This window comes from Mesorhizobium ventifaucium (assembly GCF_935822925.1).
Lineage (GTDB): Bacteria > Pseudomonadota > Alphaproteobacteria > Rhizobiales > Rhizobiaceae > Mesorhizobium > Mesorhizobium ventifaucium.
In genome coordinates, this window is the sequence record NZ_CAKXZS010000015.1 from 19,253 (window position 1) to 38,896 (window position 19,644).

Annotated in this window: 15 protein-coding genes; 6 read left to right on the top strand and 9 right to left on the bottom strand. The window is 62.4% G+C overall.

The window, feature by feature from the left end; translation table 11 throughout:
• From NMG70_RS14450 to NMG70_RS14470, 5 genes are all read left to right on the top strand, one after another.
• Positions 1-783, top strand: coding sequence for an ABC transporter permease (locus NMG70_RS14450; protein WP_254025155.1), 783 nt, complete (start codon positions 1-3; stop codon positions 781-783).
• Positions 780-1,844 (top strand): ABC transporter ATP-binding protein, encoded by a 1,065-nt coding sequence (locus NMG70_RS14455; protein WP_254025156.1) that lies wholly within the window; start codon positions 780-782, stop codon positions 1,842-1,844. The genes NMG70_RS14450 and NMG70_RS14455 overlap by 4 nt, the downstream gene beginning before the upstream one ends.
• A gap of 4 nt (positions 1,845-1,848) precedes the next feature.
• Positions 1,849-2,610: an MBL fold metallo-hydrolase gene (locus NMG70_RS14460; RefSeq protein ID WP_254025157.1), complete on the top strand. Its 762-nt coding sequence runs from the start codon at positions 1,849-1,851 to the stop codon at positions 2,608-2,610.
• A 496-nt stretch (positions 2,611-3,106) separates the two neighbouring features.
• Entirely contained in the window at positions 3,107-3,880 is a 774-nt protein-coding gene (locus tag NMG70_RS14465) for an NAD kinase (RefSeq protein ID WP_254025158.1), read from the top strand.
• 190 nt (positions 3,881-4,070) lie between these two features.
• Entirely contained in the window at positions 4,071-5,696 is a 1,626-nt protein-coding gene (locus tag NMG70_RS14470) for a DEAD/DEAH box helicase (protein WP_254025159.1), read from the top strand.
• 88 nt (positions 5,697-5,784) lie between these two features.
• Here NMG70_RS14470 and NMG70_RS14475 read toward each other — a convergent pair whose 3' ends face one another.
• The 7 genes from NMG70_RS14475 to NMG70_RS14505 form a co-directional block, all read right to left on the bottom strand.
• A complete protein-coding gene (locus tag NMG70_RS14475) occupies positions 5,785-6,435 on the bottom strand; it encodes a YiaD family glycine zipper/OmpA-like lipoprotein (protein ID WP_254025160.1) in 651 nt (216 codons plus the stop codon).
• 280 nt (positions 6,436-6,715) lie between these two features.
• Entirely contained in the window at positions 6,716-7,084 is a 369-nt protein-coding gene (locus tag NMG70_RS14480; RefSeq protein WP_254025161.1) for a GFA family protein, read from the bottom strand.
• 220 nt (positions 7,085-7,304) lie between these two features.
• Complete coding sequence (locus NMG70_RS14485) at positions 7,305-7,691, bottom strand: hypothetical protein (RefSeq protein WP_254025162.1); 387 nt, start codon at positions 7,689-7,691, stop codon at positions 7,305-7,307.
• Positions 7,692-8,133: 442 nt separating this feature from the next.
• Positions 8,134-9,265, bottom strand: a protein-coding gene (gene prfB, locus NMG70_RS14490) for a peptide chain release factor 2 (protein ID WP_254025163.1) whose coding sequence is annotated in 2 segments (ribosomal slippage) — positions 8,134-9,198 and positions 9,200-9,265 — 1,131 coding nt in all. Because the reading frame shifts where the segments join, the coding sequence is not laid out codon by codon here.
• A gap of 263 nt (positions 9,266-9,528) precedes the next feature.
• The gene (locus NMG70_RS14495; protein WP_254025164.1) at positions 9,529-11,985 is read right to left on the bottom strand and encodes a penicillin-binding protein 1A; all 2,457 of its coding nucleotides are present in this window, start codon (positions 11,983-11,985) and stop codon (positions 9,529-9,531) included.
• 30 nt (positions 11,986-12,015) lie between these two features.
• On the bottom strand, positions 12,016-12,198 hold the full coding sequence (locus NMG70_RS14500) for a hypothetical protein (protein ID WP_254025165.1): 183 nt from the start codon (positions 12,196-12,198) through the stop codon (positions 12,016-12,018).
• Position 12,199: 1 nt separating this feature from the next.
• The gene (locus tag NMG70_RS14505) at positions 12,200-13,477 is read right to left on the bottom strand and encodes an N-acetylmuramoyl-L-alanine amidase (RefSeq protein WP_254025166.1); all 1,278 of its coding nucleotides are present in this window, start codon (positions 13,475-13,477) and stop codon (positions 12,200-12,202) included.
• Positions 13,478-14,149: 672 nt separating this feature from the next.
• Between NMG70_RS14505 and NMG70_RS14510 the strand changes: the two genes are divergently transcribed.
• Positions 14,150-17,248, top strand: a complete 3,099-nt coding sequence (locus NMG70_RS14510) for an Rne/Rng family ribonuclease (RefSeq protein ID WP_254025167.1) — start codon at positions 14,150-14,152, stop codon at positions 17,246-17,248.
• Positions 17,249-17,398: 150 nt separating this feature from the next.
• Here NMG70_RS14510 and NMG70_RS14515 read toward each other — a convergent pair whose 3' ends face one another.
• Together NMG70_RS14515 and NMG70_RS14520 are read right to left on the bottom strand one after the other, a co-directional pair.
• A complete protein-coding gene (locus NMG70_RS14515) occupies positions 17,399-18,328 on the bottom strand; it encodes a glutaminase (RefSeq protein WP_254025168.1) in 930 nt (309 codons plus the stop codon).
• A gap of 4 nt (positions 18,329-18,332) precedes the next feature.
• Positions 18,333-19,481, bottom strand: a complete 1,149-nt coding sequence (locus NMG70_RS14520; protein WP_254025169.1) for a pyridoxal phosphate-dependent aminotransferase — start codon at positions 19,479-19,481, stop codon at positions 18,333-18,335.
• Between the last annotated feature and the right edge of the window lie 163 nt (positions 19,482-19,644).

Consider the following 19,644-nt stretch of genomic DNA (forward strand, 5'->3'; position numbering starts at 1 on the left):
GTGCGCGCCCTTGTCCGCATCGTCTCCTGGCTCTACGCCGTCGCCATCTATGGCTTCATCTTCCTGCCGGTGGTCGTGCTGGTGCTGTTTTCGCTGCAGGCGACGTCGTTTCCGATCCCGCCCTTCACCGGGCCGTCGCTGCGCTGGTACGACGCCGTGCTCGCCGACACGCGGCTGACCTCGGCGCTGGTCAATTCGCTTCTAGTCGCGGCCCTCTCCTCGGCTGCCGCCGTCACGCTCGGATTCCTCTCTGCCTGGGGTTTTGCGCGTTTCGCGCTGCCGGGCTCGGCCCTGCTGCGCGGGCTGATCACGCTGCCGCTGACCGTGAGCTATCTCATCATCGGCATGGGATTGCTGGTGCTGTTCAACTGGGCCGGCGTGCCAAAATCGCTGCTTGCCGCCGGCATCGGCCATGTCGTTATCAACCTGCCGCTGTGCTTTGCCATCATCTACAGCCAGATGGGCGACCACCAGATCAATATCGAGCGTGCCGCGCGCGACCTCGGTGCGCCCGAATGGAAGGTGCTGCTGCTGATCACCGTGCCTGTCATGGCGCCGGCGATCTTCGCCGGTTTCTTCCTGTCGATGACCTTCTCCTGGGACGAGTTCGTGATCTCGTTCCTCCTGACGCGCTTCGACACGACGCTGCCGGTCGAGATCTGGAACCTGCTGCGCTCAGGTCTCAATCCCAAGACCAACGCCGTCGGCTCGCTGGTCTTCGCCGTCTCCATCGTGCTGGTGGTGTTTTTTGAACTGATGCTGTTGCGGAGGAAGCCGGCATGACCGCGCCACTGGTCGATATAAGCTCTGTCTCGCACCGCTTCGGCCAGCATACCGTGCTGAAGAATGTCTCGCTGACGATCGAGCCGGGCAGCTACACCATCCTGCTCGGCCCGTCGGGCTCAGGCAAGACGACGCTTTTGTCCATTCTCGGCGGCTTCGTCACGCCGAGCCAAGGCAAGGTGCTGATCCGCGGCGAGGACTGCACCGCCGTGCCGCCGGCGAAGCGGCCGACGACGACGGTGTTTCAGGACTATGCGCTGTTTCCGCATATGAGCGTCGGCAGCAATGTCGGCTTCGGCCTGCGCATGCAAGGCGTCGATGCCGCGACACGGACCGCGCGGGCGCGCGAGGCGCTGGCGCTGGTCGGGCTGGCCACCGCCTTCGACAAGAAGCCGCACCAGCTTTCCGGCGGCCAGCGGCAGCGCGTCGCGCTGGCCCGCGCCCTTGTCGTCGAGCCGGCCGTGCTGCTGCTCGACGAACCTCTCGGCGCGCTCGACCTCAAATTGCGCCGGCAGATGCAGGACGAGTTGAAAGCGATCCAGAAGCGGGTCGGCACCGCCTTCATCCATGTCACCCACGACCAGGAAGAGGCGATGGCACTGGCCGACCATTGCGTGGTGATGAATGACGGGCGCATCGAGGACGAAGGTCCGCCGGAGCGCGTCTATGCGCGGCCGGCAACGCGCTTTTCCGCAACCTTCATGGGTGAGAGCACGCTGATTTCAGGAGCGGTGACGGCGGCGAAGGACGGAACAATCACTGTTGCTACGCAGGTCGGATCGCTTTTGCTGACCGGCACATTGCCGGCCGGGACGACTGTCGCACTCGCCGTCCGTCCGGAGCATCTTGTCCTCGGCGCGGCCGGCGGCGCTGTAGGGTTCGGCACGGCCAAGGTGACCGACGTTGTGTTTCAAGGCAGCTTCAAGCGCGTGCTTGCTGTCTCCGAGAAAGACCCGGCGCTGCACTTCATCGCCAGGGTTCCCGCTGCTGCGGCCGTCCAGCCGGGCGACATCGTTGCGGTTTCGTGCGACGCTGGCGACATCATCCTTTTGGCGAGTTGAGGCCATGGCCATGCTTCCGGTCATCGACGCTCCGAACTGGTACGAAGCCATCCGTATGGGCGATGGCGTGACGCTGATCCACGAGCCATGGATCAAGCCGTTCTTCCGCTGCAACATCTGGCATGTGCGCGGCCGCGATCGCGATCTTCTGTTCGACACCGGCCTCGGCCATTTCAGCCTGCGGCGCCACGTCCCGCTGGTGACGGAGCGAAAACTCGTTTGCGTGGCCAGCCACACGCATTTCGACCATATCGGCTGCCATCACGAATTCCCGGACCGCTGCGTGCATGCGGCCGAAGCAGAAATCCTCGCCGATCCGCGCAATGAATGGACGGTCGCCGACCGCTACGCGACCGACGCAATGTTCGACGGCATGCCGCAGGGCTGGGATGCCACGCGCTACCGGATCCAGCCGGCGCCGGCCGAGCGTTTGCTTGGACAAGGCGATTTCGTCGATCTCGGCGACCGGGCCTTCGAGGTGATCCACACGCCGGGTCATTCACCCGGCGGCATCGCGCTCTACGAGAGAAAGTCCGGCATCCTGCTTTCCGGCGACATCGTCTATGACGGGCCGCTGATCGACGATGTCTATCATTCCGCTGTCGACGACTATGTCGAGACGCTGCTGCGGATGCGCGAACTCGATGTTGCGGTCGCGCATGGCGGGCACTTCCCGAGCTTCGGCAAAGTGCGCTACCGCCAGCTTATCGACGAGTATCTCGCACAAAAGCGGCAGGCCGGCTGCCATCTGCTGCAGGCGCGCTAAAGCGCTTCGCGTCTGATATCGCGGAAAGTGCCTGGCGAATTCACAACGCCCGTTGCGGGCACGGCGTGCCGGCGGCATCGCCGCAGCGTGAAGCCGTCGGTTGGGGTCTCAAACTCGTCTCTTCCGACTGGCGCACCAGTTGGGCAAAGGCAAGCGCAAAACTTCCCAGCATAAAGACGATGAAAATCAGGCGTGTTACCGGCAATAGATCGGTCCGACTAGCTGGCCCCCACGCCGCCCATCCACTGCCGGCTAGCATGGTCGATCCGGCTTTACGAGAGCTTAATTCTCGTCTTAACCATCACATTCGCTTGTCACTCGACACGATGCGCGAGCACCAGACCTGCGGCTCTTGCCGGCGCTGTATCGAGGGCGCCACTGGGGGCGCCACATGTCGCGCTTTGCAGATCTACCCGCCCATGCTAACCCGGCGCTGGCGCGGCCCTAGCCACCGGTCGCCACCAACCGGTCGCCATCAACATCGCCATTGGGAGCCATGAACAAAGCCGCCAGCCGCTTCGCCTTCGTCTCGTCCGACACCGCCGACGCCAAGGCGGCGCTGGAGAGCCTGTCGGCGCGCTATGGCCAGGCGTCCATCGAGGATGCAGAGATCGTCGTGGCGCTGGGCGGCGACGGCTTCCTGTTGCAGACCTTGCGCGACACGATGAGCACGGGAAAAAAGGTCTACGGCATGAACCGTGGCACAATCGGCTTCCTGATGAACGAATATCGCGCCAGCGGTTTGACCGGGCGCATCGCGGCGGCCGTTGCCGAAACGATTCGTCCGCTGGAGATGCAGGCGGTGACGGCAGAGGGCGAAACGATCTCGGCGTTGGCAATCAACGAGGTTGCGCTGTGGCGCCAGTCCTACCAGACGGCCAAGATCCGCATCACCGTGGACGGGCAAGTGCGGCTGGAGGAATTGAACTGCGACGGTGTGATGGTCGCGACGCCGGCCGGCTCGACCGCCTACAACCTCTCCGCGCACGGACCGATCCTGCCGCTCGACGCGCCGCTGCTGGCGCTGACCCCGGTCAGTCCGTTCCGCCCGCGCCGCTGGCGCGGCGCGCTGCTCTCCAACAAGGCGACCGTTCGTTTCGACATTCTGGAGCCGGAAAAGCGGCCGGTGAACGCCGCCGCCGACCACACCGAGGTGAAGGCCGTAACCTCGGTTACGGTGCAAGAATCGCCAGCGGTAACGGCGACGCTGCTGTTCGATCCGAGCCACTCGTGGAACGAGCGCATTCTCGCCGAACAGTTCCGCTATTGAGCCTGCGCAGCGACAGCAGCTCGATTAAGCATCGCGATTAAGCTTACGACTTCACAATCGTGCCGTCCCCCGCCTGTTTGTGTTGACAAATCGTGGGCTTGCGCCTACCTGCAATACCAATCTTGCAGGCGCGCGGCGCTTGCCGCGACCGCTTGCGTTGCGCCCCCGAACCAGCCAAAGACAGCCAAACTTGTCCTCGAACACCCAGATCGCTCAAGCAGTGTTGACCTTCGCAGACCTCGGCCTGTCGCCGAAGGTCCTTTCCGCAGTCACCGACGCCGGTTACACCGAACCGACACCGATCCAGGCCGGCGCCATTCCGCACGCTTTGCTCGGTAAGGATATTTTGGGCATCGCCCAGACCGGCACCGGCAAGACGGCCTCGTTCGTGCTGCCGATGCTGACCCGCCTCGAAAAAGGCCGGGCACGCGCCCGCATGCCACGCACGCTGATCCTCGAGCCAACGCGCGAGCTTGCCGCGCAGGTCGAAGAGAACTTCATCAGATACGGCAAGAACCACAAGCTCAACATCGCGCTGCTGATCGGCGGCGTATCCTTCGACGAGCAGGACAAGAAGCTGGAGCGCGGCGCCGACGTGCTGATCGCGACGCCAGGCCGCCTGCTCGATCATCGCGAGCGCGGAAAGCTTCTGCTCAACGGCGTCGAGATCCTGGTCATCGATGAGGCCGACCGCATGCTCGACATGGGCTTCATTCCCGACATCGAGCGCATCTGCGAGATGATCCCGTTCACCAGGCAGACGCTGTTCTTCTCGGCGACGATGCCGCCTGAGATCACCAAGCTCACCGAGAAATTCCTGCACGCGCCGGTGCGCGTCGAGGTTTCGAAGGCCGCGTCCGCCGCGACCAACATCATCCAGCGGTTGGTGAAATCCGGCTCGAAACCCTGGGACAAGCGCGAGACGCTGCGCAATCTGATAAAGGCCGAGGATGCGGAGCTGAAGAACGCCATCATCTTCTGCAACCGCAAGATCGAGGTCTCGGAGCTTTTCCGCTCGCTGCTGAAATATGATTTCGACGCCGGCGCGCTGCATGGCGACATGGACCAGCGCGCGCGCATGCAGATGCTGGCCAATTTCCGTGATGGCAAACTGCGCTATCTCGTTGCGTCGGACGTCGCGGCGCGCGGCCTCGACATCCCCGATGTCAGCCACGTCTTCAATTACGACGTGCCGATCCATGCCGAGGACTATGTCCACCGCATCGGCCGCACCGGCCGCGCCGGCCGCTCGGGCAAATCCTTCACCATCGCCACCAAGTCCGACACCAAATACATCGATGCGATCGAACGGCTGATCGGCAACAAGATCGAGTGGCATGACGGCGATCTGTCGACGGTCGTCGCCAGCGAGGGCGGAGAGGACGATGCTCCCCGCCGTGGCCGCGGTGCCCCGCGCCGCGCCGGCCGCAAGGACGATGGCAAGGAGAGGGGCGAACGTAGACCACGCGAGCGCCACGCCAAGCAAAGCGAAGCTGCGGCACCGGATGCGGCGCGCGAGGAACAGCCAGTGGCGGCCGAGACCGCAGTCGCCGATGCCGGTGAGCGGCGCGCGCGCAAGGAAGCGATCCGCTCGGAAAACACCGAGCGCCAGGCTTCACCCGAACGCCAAGCTTCACCCGAACGCAAGGCTTCGCCCGATCGCCATCGCAACGAACAGCGCGCGCCGGAACGTGGCGACACCAGGCCGCAGCGCGACGGCAATCGCCCGGCCCGCCATCGCCAGGAAGACAACGACGCGACCGTCGGATTCGGAGACGACATGCCGGCGTTCATGCGCATCGTCGCCAAGGGCTAATCACAGCAGAAATTCTCAAATACCAGTAAAAACGGCCCCCCTTGCGGGGCCGTTTTCATGTGCAATGCGGTCTTCTTGCGTGTCTTGCTCAGGTGAGCGGTGAAAGCTGGATTTCGACGCGGCGGTTCTGGGCGCGGCCGGCGGCCGTCGAATTGGAAGTGATCGGACGCGACTCGCCGAAGCCGGTGACGGCGAAGCGGCGGGTATCGACGCCCTGCCCGGATAGATAGTTGGCGACCGCCAGCGCGCGGCGCTGCGACAGGTCGAAATTGTGTTCGTCGCCACCGCTCGAGTCGGTGTGGCCGAACACGTCGACCGTGGTCTGCCGGAACTTGTTCAGCACAAGCGCGACCGAATTCAGCACTTGATAGAAGCCGGGCTTGACCGCGTCCTGGTCGATGTTGAAGGTGATGTCGGATGGCATGTTGAGGATGATCTGGTCGCCGCTGCGGGTGACGCTGACGCCGGAACCCTGAAGCTGCCGGCGCAATTCGGCCTCGTTCTGGTCCATCGTGGCGCCGATGGCGCCGCCAGCCAGCGCGCCGACGCCAGCGCCGATCAGCGCATTGCGGCGATCGTTGCCACCGGCAAGAAGGCCGAGCCCCGCACCCGCCAGCGCGCCGATGCCGGCGCCGGCCGCAGTGTTGGACACTTTCTGCTCTCCGGTATACGGATCGGTGGTGGTGCAGGCGCTCACGAGCACAGCCGTCGCCACGGCGACGAGCACAGTCTTTTTCATTCGGTAGTCCCTCTCCAGTCCGCGGTCCCACCAGTGGCGCGCCGCATCAGCCCTTCCGTTGCATCGGCCCGAAAATCATCGATTTTCGGAAAGCACGATGCATAGATTCAAAGTCTTAGAGCGTACTTTTGTGCGTCCAGGCGGACGCACGTCGCTCTTATGCTTGTAACATGAAATGCGGCGAAAAATGGAAGGGGAAAAGCGGCTGGCTATGGCTTTTCCCGGTCAATTCAACGGCCGCTCTATTGCGCAATTCTAATCGGCTGGCTGAGACTGTCGGCTACCAGAGATTCTTGCCGTCGATGACGACGACCTCGACCTGATTGAGGTCGAAATCGTCGAACAGGCGAGAATTCACACTGATTTTCGGATTGTCGAAATCCGGCTTGCCGGTCGACCAGTCCGGCGTTTCGGTGAAGGTGCCGCAGCCGCAGGTGGCGCAGAAACCATGCTTTACCGTTTTTGAGCCCCATCGATAGAAAGAGACATTCTTGAGCGGGCTGGTGAGCTTGAATTGCGAAGGGATGTAATAGGCCCACAACGAGCCGCGTTTCGAGCAGAAGGAGCATGTGCATTGCGTCACGGTTAGCGGCGCTTGCGAAACCTCGAACGTCGTCGCCCTGCAGTGGCAGCTTGCCTTTATGGTCATTACGCCTCCCTTACGATTGCTTCCCGCCAGCGCGGTAAGGCAACATAAAGAGGCGCTGTTGACAACTGTCTGTCAGCAGACTCGCTTGCCTGCATCGGACGCGTGGCGCGCTTCAATCTCGTTGAGGCATGTCGCTATCCCAAAACCGCTGCGCACCCTCGGGTCAGGCCATGGCCCCCTTGGAGCAAGCTTTTGGGAGCAAGCCTATGGGCGACATGCATTAAAACGACGACGGTGGCACGAACAGGCAGATGGTCTTTCCGTCATTGGCGCCGGCGACCGAGCACCAGTGATATTCGCCATCGGGCGAATTCTTGATCCGTGCATCGCTGTAGCCTACGACCTCGCCTGTCCCCTTGATGACATAACCCTCCGGACGCTCGCTGATCGACGTCTGCGAGACCGCGCGGCAATCATAACCAGAACAACAGGAGAATGGATAACTCCAGCCTTGCGGCCTCGCCGCAGTCGGCGTTGCGTCGTGCGCCAAAGCGGGCGCTGCAAATAGAATGGTGGCGGCCGTCAGAGCAACCACCGCAATGATTAAATTCAGGAGGCGGCGCGCCGTCTGGACGGCTGAGGCCGATCGGGCTGTGAATGCAGGCATGGGCGCAATTCCTATCACCGAGTTATCAAGCGTTTCGCTTGCCCGTTCTTGGAACGTATCTTCCCAGTGGCCGGCTCGTCAGGTCGCAGATACGCCGCGTCCGGCCATAAATGCTTTTTCCCCCAGCCTTCGGATGCTGGGCTGATTCCTTTGTTGGCGCAAGAAATTGCTGTGCAAACCGAGCGCCGACATCTGCAGCCGGAACCAGCCTGCCGGGGCTGACGAGAGTGACTTCATCAACTCCGACATGGGATCGCAGATAACGGGAATCGGCTCGCAGTGGTTCCGGGCCAGGCCCCGGCAGGCCTGCAACATCCAACCCGAAGGTGGAAGTCGTCTTGAAAAATTCGATTAAAAAACAAAGCCATCAAGCGACCGCTCAATTAGCGTGAGAGCCTGTTACTGTAGCGTGATGTTTCCGGCTGCTTAAGTGGTAGGAGCTTCAGTCGATATCGACCACCACTTCGCCGGCGCCGCCCTCGATGCGCTGCGACAGCGACGCCTCCATGAAGTCGTCGAGGTCGCCGTCCAGCACGCTCGACGGGCTTGTGCTCTCGACACCCGTGCGCAGATCCTTGACCAGCTGATAGGGCTGCAGAACGTAGGAGCGGATCTGATGGCCCCAGCCGATATCGCTCTTCGACGCTTCGGTGGCGTTCGCCACCGCCTCGCGCTTCTTCAGTTCTTCCTCGTAGAGCCGCGAACGCAGCATCTCCCAGGCCTTCGCCTTGTTCTTGTGCTGGGAGCGCTCGGCCTGGCAGGCGACCGCGATGCCGGTGGCGAGATGGGTGATGCGGACCGCTGAATCGGTGGTGTTGACGTGCTGGCCGCCCGAACCGGACGAACGATAGGTGTCGATACGGACATCCGATTCGGAAACGTCGATCTCGATCGTATCGTCGATCACCGGATAGACCCAGACGCTGGCGAAGGACGTGTGGCGGCGCGCATTGCTGTCATAGGGCGAAATACGCACGAGACGGTGAACGCCGGATTCCGTCTTCAGCCAACCATAGGCATTGTGGCCCTTGATCAGCAGCGTGGCGGACTTGATGCCGGCCTCTTCGCCGTCATGCACTTCCAGCACCTCGACCTTGAAGTGGCGGCGCTCGGCCCAACGCGTGTACATGCGCAGAAGCATCGAGGCCCAGTCCTGGCTTTCGGTGCCGCCGGCGCCGGCATGGATTTCGAGATAGCTGTCGTTGGCGTCCGCCTCGCCCGAAAGCAGCGTCTCGATCTGGCGGGCCTTTGCTTCGCCGCGCATCGAGCGGATCGCCGCTTCCGCCTCGGCGACGACGCTCTCATCGCCCTCTTCCTCGCCAAGCTCGATTAAGCCGATATTGTCTTCCAGCGCCTGGGTGAGGCCTTTGACCGCGGCGATGCCTTCCTCGAGGCCCTGGCGCTCACGCATCAGCTTCTGCGCCTCCAGCGGCTCGTTCCAGAGGCTCGAATCCTCAGCACGCACATTCAGGTATTCAAGCCGCTTTATGGCTTGATCCCAGTCAAAGATGCCTCCTCAGCAGGGTTATCGCCTGCCTGATTTCGTCGACAATATTCTGCGTTTCCGCGCGCATGGCTGGCTTCTGTCCTGTGCTGAAATGGTGCCCTGTTGCGTGAACAAAGCTTGGGTTGGCGCGATACATAGGGACGGCACCGCCGCCTGTAAAGCGAAATGGGCCGGCTCGAAAGCCGGGCCAAATACGCTGGAGCGGTTCATCGTTTCACGGAAACGCCGAACGGCTCTATATCTTTTTTTGCGCAATTCCCTAGGGAAAGCGCTATGCGCTTTTCCCGGGAAAACCGTTTCACACTTTTCGTGGAATTGCTCGAACCTATGTCAGTAGAGCCCGCCGCCGCCGGACTGGATGGCTTGGTTGGCCTGTGGCGACAGCGCGCCGCCGGAGGCGTTGGAGCCGTCCGCACCCATGCCGATCACCCAATAGCTGTCGGCGGGGCCGGTGCCCGGCTTGAAGGCTTCGATAAAGGCGCCGGCGTCGTCCGGGTTGGCCCGCATGCCGGTTTTGCGATTGATGGCGATCAGCTTCATGCCTTCGGGAACCTGGAAATCGACATTGGGCGTGCCGTCCAGCGCCACGCGCATGAAGTCCTTGAAGATCGGCGCGGCGAGGCCGCCCCCGGTCGCGCCCTTGCCAAGACCCTTCGGCTGATCATAGCCCATATAAAGGCCGACAACTAGGTTGGGCGTGTAGCCGATGAACCAGGTATCTTTCTCGTCGTTTGTCGTTCCGGTCTTGCCGGCGATGTGGCGGCCAAGTTCGGCTACGGTAGCGCCGGTACCGCGCTCGACGACGCCCTCCATCATCGAGGTGATCTGATAGGCGGTCATCGGATCGAGCACCTGCTCGGAATTGTCGACCAGTTCCGGCTCAGGCTGGTTCTGCCATTCGGCGGCATTGCAATTTTCGCAGCCGCGTTCGTCCTGCCTGTATACCGTCTTGCCGTAGCGATCCTGGATCCGGTCGATCAGCGTCGGCTTGATCGACTTGCCGCCGTTGGCCATGATCGAATACGCCGATACCATGCGCATCACGGTCGTTTCGCCCGACCCCAGTGCCATCGGCAGATACGGCGCCAGTCGATCATAGACGCCGAAGCGCTCGGCATATTCGGCGACCAGCTTCATGCCCATGTCGTTGGCCAGGCGCACAGTCATCAGATTGCGCGACCTCTCGATGCCGGACCGCAAGGTCGCCGGGCCGGCTGTCCTTCCATCGTAGTTTTTCGGCGTCCAGGTCGTGTTGCCGCTCTTGATGGTGATTGGGCCGTCCATGATCACCGAAGCCGGCGTATAGCCATTGTCGAGGGCGGCCGCATAGACGATCGGCTTGAACGACGAACCCGGCTGTCGCATGGCCTGCGTGGCACGGTTGAATTCGGATTGCGAATAGGAGAACCCGCCGACCATGGCCAGAACGCGGCCGGTATGCGGATCCATGGCGATCAAGCCGCCTTCCACTTCGGGAGCCTGGCGCAAGATATAGGCCCCATCCGTGCCTTCTTTCTTCTGCACGAAGATGACGTCGCCAGGCTTCAGCACGTCCGCCGGCGATTTGGCCTTGACGGTCCTGCCGCCGACCACATGACGCATGGCGAAGCTCATGTCCTCGCGGCTGACGGTGCCTTCGATGCGATCCTTGACGAGTTCGCCCGAGACCTGCCGGGTCGGCCGAAGGCCGATCGACAGGCCGCTCTCCGAGCTGTCGAGCACGACGGCGAGCGACCATTCGGGCACGTCGTCCAGTCCCTTGACTTCGCTCAAAGGCACGCCCCAGTCGCCGGATACGCTGATGGTCTTCAGCGGCCCGCGATAGCCGCGCAGCGTATCGAACTTCATCAGGCCGTTCTGCATGGCTTTGCGGGCGATGAGCTGCATCTTGGGATCAAGTGTCGTGCGGACGGACAGGCCGCCTTCGTAGAGCGCATTCTCGCCGTAGCGGGCGCTGATCTGGCGACGCACTTCCTCGGTGAAATATTCGCCGGCGAACAGATAGGTGCCGGAGCGGCGTGGCTTGACGCCGAGCGGCTCGGCCTTGGCCTTGGCGCCTTCTTCTTGCGTGACGTAGCCGTTGCCGACCATTTGGTCGATCACCCAGTTGCGGCGCTCGATGGCGCGGTCGGCATATTTGAAGGGATGATAGTTGGAGGGGCCCTTCGGCAAAGCCGCCAGATAGGCCGCCTCCGCCACAGTGAGTTCATTCACCGCCTTGTCGAAATAGGTGAGCGCTGCGCCGGCGACGCCATAGGCGCCAAGCCCGAAGAAAATCTCGTTAAGGTAGAGCTCGAGGATGCGGTCCTTCGAATAGGCCTGCTCGATGCGGAAGGCGAGGATCATCTCCTTGATCTTGCGCTCGTAGGTCTGGTCCGAGGACAACAGGAAGTTTTTCGCCACCTGCTGGGTGATCGTCGAGGCGCCGACCTGGCGCTTGCCCGAGCCAAAATTCTGCAGATTGACCATGACTGCGCGGCCAAGGCCGGTCATATCGATGCCGGGGTGATTGTAGAAGTTTTTGTCCTCGGCCGACAGGAAGGCCGCCTTGACACGATCCGGCACCGCCTGGATCGGCAAATACAGGCGCCGCTCGCGCGCATATTCGGCCATCAGCGCACCGTCGGACGCATGGATGCGGGTCGTCACCGGCGGTTCATACTTGGCCAGGACCTCGTAGTCGGGCAAATCCTTCGACAAATGGCTGATATAGATCGCCACGCCCGCCGCGACCAAAAGGGCCAGCGCGGTGCCGATGCCGAAGAAATAGCCAATAAGACGAATCATGCCCGCTCCAGTCCTTGGTTCGGGAATTGCCTAAACGAAGCCGCCTTTCGCGCAAGCTTTCGAGACGATCCCGACCGGTAATCGAAAATCCATGTCGCTACCATGTGGGCAAAATGCGGCAGCATGGAATTTCGGCTTCGAATGGCGGAAATAAAAGTGCGGGGTGTTGTTGCCATGCAACGCTGCCCTCTGGCTGTGGGCGGCGGCGGGCATCTCAGCCTCCGGTTCCGGCTCCGGCCTTGGCTGAAGCGAACAGGGCGATGGCATTGGTTATGCTCTGGGCCGCCTTGCTGCGCCAATCGGCACTGAGCAGTTGCGCCTCGTCCTTGGCATTCGACAGATAGCCGAGTTCGACCAGCACGGAGGGAACATCCGGCGCCTTCAACACCTTGAAGCTGGCCGAACGCTGCGGATTGTTGATCAGGCCGACACTGGTGGAAAGCTGGCCGACCAGCGTTTGGGCAAAACTCATAGAGAAACTGTGCGTCTCGCGGCGAATCAGGTCGATCAGGATGTCGGTTACTTCCTTGTTGTCGTCCTTGATTTCCATGCCGGCGAATTGGTCGGAAAGGTTTTCTCGGTCGGCGAGCGCCTGCGCTTCGGGATCGGAAGCCTTGTCGGAGACGGTGTAGACGGTTGCGCCGCGAAGGCCCTTGACCCTGATCGTGTCGGCGTGGATCGAAATGAGCAGATCTGCCTCGTGCTGGCGGGCAATGCGCACGCGGTCGTCCAGCCGCAGGAATTGGTCCGTCTCGCGCGTCATGAACACGTCGTATTTGCCGACTGCGGCGAGTTTGTCCCGCAATTCGATGGCGAAAGCGAGCGTGACGTTCTTCTCGACGGTGCCGTTCATGCCCTCGGCGCCGCCGTCGATGCCGCCGTGGCCTGGATCGATGACGACGGTGAAGCGATGGCCTGGATTGGAGACCGGGCCGGTGCCGACCCTGCCACCCTTGTCGGAGGAGACCGTCGAGCCGGTGGTCAACGCCTGATTGGCAAGAGCGGCGTCGAACTCCCGCACGGACGCCGCCGACATGTCGATGGCGATGCGGTAGCCGTTGCCGTCATCATTCTTGAGCACGTCAAGCCCGTCGATGGCGAACGGGACCTTGCCGGTGAGAATCAGCCGCGATACCCCCTCGCCGAGATCGCCGTAACGCACGCTCCTGACCAGGCCGCGCGCCTTCACATCCTTGGCATTGATGGCAAATCTCGTGCTTGGCAGGTCGATGACCAGACGGTGGGGGCCGCGCAGCAGGAACCATTTGACGTCGGGCTCGCGATCGAAATTCATGACGATGCGCATCTTGGTGGCGTCACCCGCCATTTTGTAGCTCGTCATGGCGAGCGGCGCGTCGGCGGCAAAGGAAGCTGGCGAAAAGGCCAGGCAAGCGACAACCAGCAACAGCAGACGAGCAGCGTGGAAATAGGCAGCGTGGAAGAAAGTGCCTCCGGCACGACCACTCTTGTGCGTGAAGACTGCCAGTCCCATCTCTTTCCAGTTGCTCCGGTTTGGCGCCAGGCGCCCAATCCTGCGTGTCGGAGTGTCGTCGTCTTGTCGAAATGCCGGTCAGGCCGCGAACTCGATTAACGATTGGTATCCAGAGAAGGTTAACCAAGTCTTTTCACGCAACGCTTAAAGCCGAGCTTCCGTTGCGGAACTGCATTTTGCCGGCATCGGAAATCGGGGTTGCCTTCCAACCCGCCAAATCATAAAAGCGATGGTGGATCACTGCAATCCTGGAACCGTCCTTCTCCGCAGCATCCTGCTACAGGTGAGATGAACGACGGCTCCTTTCGCGTCAGGCGAAAAAGGCAACAGGTGATCGCGACGAATTTCGCAGGTGTGAGCCCGTGGCGGGGGAAGCGCCTGCGTGAGGAAAACGGCCGGGATTGTCCCGCGCCGGCTCTGTACGAGCAACAAGCTGGTCCGGTTTTCCCGGGCTTTGGTTCAAAAAGGTTCTGCTGGTTACGATGGCTTCAAGCGCAATCATGGAAGGGTCCGCAGCAAACCGCGCCATTATGGCTGCGGGCGGCACCGCCATGGCGCTCAGGCAGCGGCCGGCGGACATTCAATTGCCCGGCACCCATGTTCATCCACACTCACAGCGGCGGGCTTTGCCCCGCAAGCTGCGGCTGACGGCTGCCGGGGGGAAACGAAATAATGCCCAACAAAATGCTGATAGACGCCTCCCACCCGGAGGAAACACGAGTTGTCGTCGTTCGCGGTAACCGTATTGAAGAATTCGACTTTGAATCTCAGGACAAGAAGCAACTCAAAGGAAACATCTACCTCGCCCGCGTAACCCGCGTCGAACCCTCGCTTCAGGCAGCCTTTGTCGAATATGGCGGCAACCGTCACGGTTTCCTCGCCTTCAGTGAAATTCATCCCGACTACTACCAGATTCCGGTCGCCGACCGTCAGGCGCTGCTGCGCGCGGAAGCGCAGGAGGCTGAAGACGAGGACGATGAGGACGGCGATGGCGACGATCGCCAGAACCGTGATCGCGGCCGGCGCGGACGCCGCCGTGGCGGCAAGAGCCGCGACCGAGGCGAGCACAAGCGTGATGCTGGTGCGGCCGATTCGGACGATTCTGTCGATTCCAACGACAGCGGGTCCAACGACAGCGGGTCCAATGACAGCCGTTCCAACGAGGGCGGCGAACACGACGAGGATGCGGTCGCGCAGAACGTCGATGCCGTTTCCGAAAAAGTCGACACGCCGTCCGCTACTTCGGAAACTGGCGAGGATGTCGCCAGTCATAGCGAGGCAAGTCGTGACGAGGCAAGTCGTGATGAGACGAGGCATGACGAGACTGGCCATGACGAGACTGGCCATGACGAGACTGGCCATGATGAGATCGGGCCTTCCGAAGGCGGTCCGAATTCCATCGCCGCCAGCGTCGAATCGGATGTGATTTCCGAAGCCGTGCCGCAGGCTGAGGCGGCCGGCGAAGCCACGTCCACCGACAATGATCGCGGCATGCTGGAAGAGGTGCAGTCATCGCATCCGGATGACCATGAGGTCGAATCGGTCGGCGCCGAGGATGCGCTGGAAGAAGCGCGCAACCGCCGCAAGCCGGTGCGCCGCCAGTACAAGATCCAGGAAGTGATCAAGCGCCGGCAAATCCTTCTGGTGCAGGTCGTGAAGGAAGAGCGCGGCAACAAGGGCGCGGCGCTCACCACCTACCTGTCGCTTGCCGGCCGCTATTCGGTGCTGATGCCGAACACGGCGCGCGGCGGCGGCATCTCGCGCAAGATCACCAACGCACAGGACCGCAAGCGGCTGAAGGAGGTCGTCGCCGATCTCGAAGTGCCGCAGGGCATGGGCGTAATCCTGCGCACGGCCGGCGAAAGCCGCACCAAGGCCGAGATCAAGCGCGACTACGAATATCTGATGCGGCTCTGGGAAAACGTCCGCAACCTGACGCTGCAGTCGACGGCCCCTGCCCTCGTCTACGAGGAAGGCAGCTTGATCAAGCGCTCGGTGCGCGACCTCTACAACAAGGACATCGACGAGATCCTGGTCTCCGGCGAAGAGGGCTATCGCGAGGCCAAGGACTTCATGCGCATGCTGATGCCGAGCCACGCCAAGGTCGTGCAGCCGTTCCGCGACACGACGCCAATCTTTGTGCGCAACGGCATCGAGGCGCAGCTCGACCGCATGCTGCAGCCGCAGGTGACGCTGAAGAGCGGCGGCTACATCATCATCAACCAGACCGAAGCGCTGGTCGCCATCGACGTCAATTCGGGCCGCTCCACCAAGGAGCACTCGATCGAGGACACAGCGCTTCACACCAATCTGGAAGCAGCCGAGGAGGTCGCACGGCAGCTGAGGCTGCGCGATCTCGCCGGCCTGATCGTTATCGACTTCATCGACATGGAGGAGAACCGCAACAACCGCTCCGTCGAGAAGCGGCTGAAGGACCACCTCAAGAACGATCGCGCCCGCATCCAGGTCGGCCGCATCTCGCATTTCGGCCTGATGGAGATGTCGCGCCAGCGCATCCGTGCCAGCGTGCTGGAATCGACGATGAAGCCTTGCCCGCATTGCGGCGGCACCGGCCATGTGCGGTCCGATTCGTCCGTCGCGCTGATGGTGGTGCGGGCGATCGAGGAATTCCTGCTCAAGGATTCGCGCAGCCACATCACGGTGCGGACGCCGGCGGCGACCGCGCTCTATGTGCTCAACCACAAGCGCGGCACGCTGGTGGAGCTCGAAAACCGCTTCGGCCTGACCATCACCGTCGAGGCCGACGACACGGTCGGCGCCCAGCACTATGCGATCTTCCGCGGCGCGCTGGCCGAAAAGCCTGAAGGCTTCGTTGAGGTGCGGACCTTGCCCGCCTATGTCGAGCCGGAAGAGCCCGCCGACGAAATCGTCATCGAGGAGGAGGAAGACGAGGCCGTTGCACCGGCGGAACAACCCCGCCAAGCTCAGCAGCCGCAGCAGCCAAGGCCCAGCGAGGAAGGCGAAGGCCGCGACCGCAAGCGCCGCAAGCGCCGCAGACGGCGCGGCGGCAAGGATCGCGACCGCGAGCATGGCGCCCAAATGGAAGGTGCATCCCTCTCCACCGCTGCCGATGGCATCTCCGAAGCCTCAAGCGATGAAGGCGCCGAAGCAGACCACGAGGACCAGGTCGGCGTCGCTGATGTGGTGGAAGCGTCGGATGACGGCCAAGAGCCTGGTGAAGATCGGGAGCCTGATGAAGGTCAAGAGCCTGATGAAGGTCGGGGGCCGGATGAAGGTCTGGGCAAGAAGCGTCGGCGCGGCAAGCGCGGCGGCAAGCGCAATCGCCGTGAAGACGGCGAAGGCGAGGTCGATGCAGGCACTGCCGAATCGGCTGACCGTCCCGAGGTCTTGGAGGGCGTAGCCTTCTCAGACGAACCGGCAGCAGCAACGCCGGTCGAAGCAATGCCGGTCGAAGAGCCTGTGGACCTTGCTCCGGCCAATGACGACATGCCAAGCGCTGAAAAGCCGAAGAAGCCGCACCGCGTCGCCAGGCCGAAGAAGGCTGCGGCGGACGTCGTTGCCGAGACGCCGCTAGCCGAGCCGGAAATTTCTGCCGAGGCTCCCGCACCTGTTTCAGCGGAAACAGCCGTGGCCGCCGCCGACGAACCGAAGCTCCGCCTATCGCGACGCAAGCCCGTACCGGCGGATGCTCCGGTTGAGCCGATCGTGTCCTCGACTGTTGCCGAAGAGGAAAAGACCGAAGAGAAGCCGAAGCGTGCCGGCTGGTGGCAGCGGAAAGGCTTTTTCTAAGCTTTTCAGTAGTTTAGCCTAATCTTTTGACCAAAAGAATCCCGCGCTGTCCTGTCGATAGCGCGGGATTTTTCTTGTCTGAAGCGCCACAATCTCTATGGCGCCCAAATCTTTATGGCGCCCCCAAATCTTTATGGCGCCCCCAACTCTTTATGGCGCGAAGACCGACCAGTTCATCGTCTTCGCCAGCCTTTCCAGCGCAATCGACCCCAGCCTGGAATTGCCGTTGGCGTTGAGGCCGGGCGACCAGACGGCGAGCGAAGCCACGCCCGGCACGATCGCCAGAATGCCGCCGCCGACGCCGCTCTTGCCGGGAATGCCGACGCGAAAGGCGAAATCGCCTGAGCCGTCATAGTGGCCGCAGGTCAGCATCATCGCGCCGATGCGGCGCGCGCGCTCGGCCGACACCACGGAATGGCCAGTCGCCGGGTTCTTGCCGCCATTGGCGAGGAAGCGGCCGGCCAAAGCCAGTTGTCGGCAGCTCATGGCGATGGCGCAATGATGGAAATAGACGCCCAACGCCAGGTCCGGCGCGTGGTTGAGATTGCCGAAGGATTTCATATAGTTGGCGAGCGCCAGGTTGCGAAAACCGGTAGCACGTTCCGAAGCCGCGACCTCGCGGTCGATGATGATGGTCTCGTCGTCGGCCAGGAACTGGATGAAGCGCAGGATCTCGCCGATCGCCTCGCGCGGCTGGTGGCCGGCGAGCAGAATGTCGGAAATGACGATGGCGCCGGCATTGATGAACGGATTGCGCGGAATGCCGTTCTCGTGCTCGAGCTGGACGATCGAGTTGAACGGGTTGCCCGAAGGCTCTCGCCCGACACGCTGCCACAGCGCGTCGCCGACATTGCCGAGCGCCAGTGTCAGCGTGAACACCTTCGAAATGCTCTGGATCGAAAACAACTCATCGGCGTCGCCCGCCATGAGCACGCAACCGTCATTGGTAACCGCGGCAATGCCGAACTTTTTCGGATCGACCTTGCCGAGTTGCGGAATGTAGGTCGCGACGTCGCCGCGATCCGTGCGCTCGGCCATTTCGGCGGCAATCTCGGTCAAAGCCTGCTCGAGTTCCGGCATCGCGCTACTTCAGCCAGCGTTCGATGCGCATCATCGCCTCGACCATCTCGTCGTGGCTGCCGGCGTAGGAAAAGCGCATGGCTCGATGGCCTTGAAGCGGATCGAAATCGCGGCCGGGCGTCGCCGCCACATGCGCCTCGGCCAGCATCTTGCGCGCGAAGGCCATGCTGTCGTTGGTGTGCCTGGTGACATCGCAGAAGGCGTAGAACGCCCCGTCCATCGGTGCCGCCAGGGTAAAGCCGAGTTCGGGCAGACGTTTCATCAAAAGCTCGCGATTGCCCGCGTAACGCGCCTTCACCGCCTCCAATTCCGCGGTTGCCTTGAACGCCTCGATCGCGGCGATCTGGGACAGTTCCGGCGGTGAGATGTAGAGACTCTGGGCGATGCGCTCGACCGGCCGCACCAATGCTTCCGGCAGCACCATCCAGCCGATGCGCCAACCGGTCATGCAGTAGTATTTCGAGAAGGAATTGATCACCGTCACGTCCGGGCCGTAGGCAAGTGCTGTGGTGTCCGGCGCAGCGTAAGCCAGCCGGTGGTAGATCTCGTCGGAGATCACCGCGATGCCGAGTTCTTGCGCCGTCGTCACCAGCGCCGACAGCTCGTCGGCGGGGATAATCGCCCCGGTCGGATTGGCGGGGCTGCCAAACAACACGCCCTTCAGCTTCTTTTCGCGATGCGCAGCCTTCAGATGTTCGGCGTGGAGATAGGCATCACCGTCGAGCTCGATCTCGACGATCTCGATGCCGAGCGCGGCCATGATGTTGCGATAGGCCGGATAACCGGGGGCGGCGATGGCGACACGATCGCCCGGATCGAACATCGCCAGAAATGCCAGGTTGAAGGCGGCCGACGATCCGGTGGTGACGGCGGTCCGGCCGGGCGAAACGACAAATCCGTAGTGGTCGGCATAGTGCTGCGCGATCGCTTCGCGCAGGCCCGCAAGACCCAATGCGTCGGTGTAGCCGATGCGCCCCATCTTCAATGCGTTCGTCGCCGCTTGCCTGACTCCGGCCGGCGCCGGATCGGACGGCTGGCCAACGGCCATGGAAACAACCGGCACGCCCTTGGCCTTCAGCCGATTCGCTTCCGCCAGAATGTCCATGGCGTGGAACGGCTCGACGTCGCCGCGACGCGAAAGCGATACAACCATTTGACCTCATTCCTTGTCGCCCCTTGGGTCGGCCCTCGGGCCGGCGCTTGCCGGCTGCCGGAGCCGAGCTTTGGCGTCCCGCGCCGCACAAATGCCCGATTGATGTGAGGATCACAAGTTCTGTAAAGTTTCAGTGCCGACTTTTCATCCTCCACCCGCTCGT

Excerpts from the sequence above, each read along its gene's own strand:
- NMG70_RS14455 (WP_254025156.1), top strand. The coding sequence starts at position 780 with ATGACCGCGCCACTGGTCGATATAAGCTCTGTCTCGCACCGCTTCGGC.
- NMG70_RS14460 (WP_254025157.1), top strand. The coding sequence starts at position 1,849 with ATGGCCATGCTTCCGGTCATCGACGCTCCGAACTGGTACGAAGCCATC.
- NMG70_RS14465 (WP_254025158.1), top strand. The coding sequence starts at position 3,107 with ATGAACAAAGCCGCCAGCCGCTTCGCCTTCGTCTCGTCCGACACCGCC.
- NMG70_RS14475 (WP_254025160.1), bottom strand. The coding sequence starts at position 6,435 with ATGAAAAAGACTGTGCTCGTCGCCGTGGCGACGGCTGTGCTCGTGAGC.
- NMG70_RS14480 (WP_254025161.1), bottom strand. The coding sequence starts at position 7,084 with ATGACCATAAAGGCAAGCTGCCACTGCAGGGCGACGACGTTCGAGGTT.
- NMG70_RS14485 (WP_254025162.1), bottom strand. The coding sequence starts at position 7,691 with ATGCCTGCATTCACAGCCCGATCGGCCTCAGCCGTCCAGACGGCGCGC.
- NMG70_RS14495 (WP_254025164.1), bottom strand. The coding sequence starts at position 11,985 with ATGATTCGTCTTATTGGCTATTTCTTCGGCATCGGCACCGCGCTGGCC.
- NMG70_RS14500 (WP_254025165.1), bottom strand. The coding sequence starts at position 12,198 with ATGCCCGCCGCCGCCCACAGCCAGAGGGCAGCGTTGCATGGCAACAAC.
- NMG70_RS14505 (WP_254025166.1), bottom strand. The coding sequence starts at position 13,477 with ATGGGACTGGCAGTCTTCACGCACAAGAGTGGTCGTGCCGGAGGCACT.
- NMG70_RS14510 (WP_254025167.1), top strand. The coding sequence starts at position 14,150 with ATGCCCAACAAAATGCTGATAGACGCCTCCCACCCGGAGGAAACACGA.
- NMG70_RS14515 (WP_254025168.1), bottom strand. The coding sequence starts at position 18,328 with ATGCCGGAACTCGAGCAGGCTTTGACCGAGATTGCCGCCGAAATGGCC.
- NMG70_RS14520 (WP_254025169.1), bottom strand. The coding sequence starts at position 19,481 with ATGGTTGTATCGCTTTCGCGTCGCGGCGACGTCGAGCCGTTCCACGCC.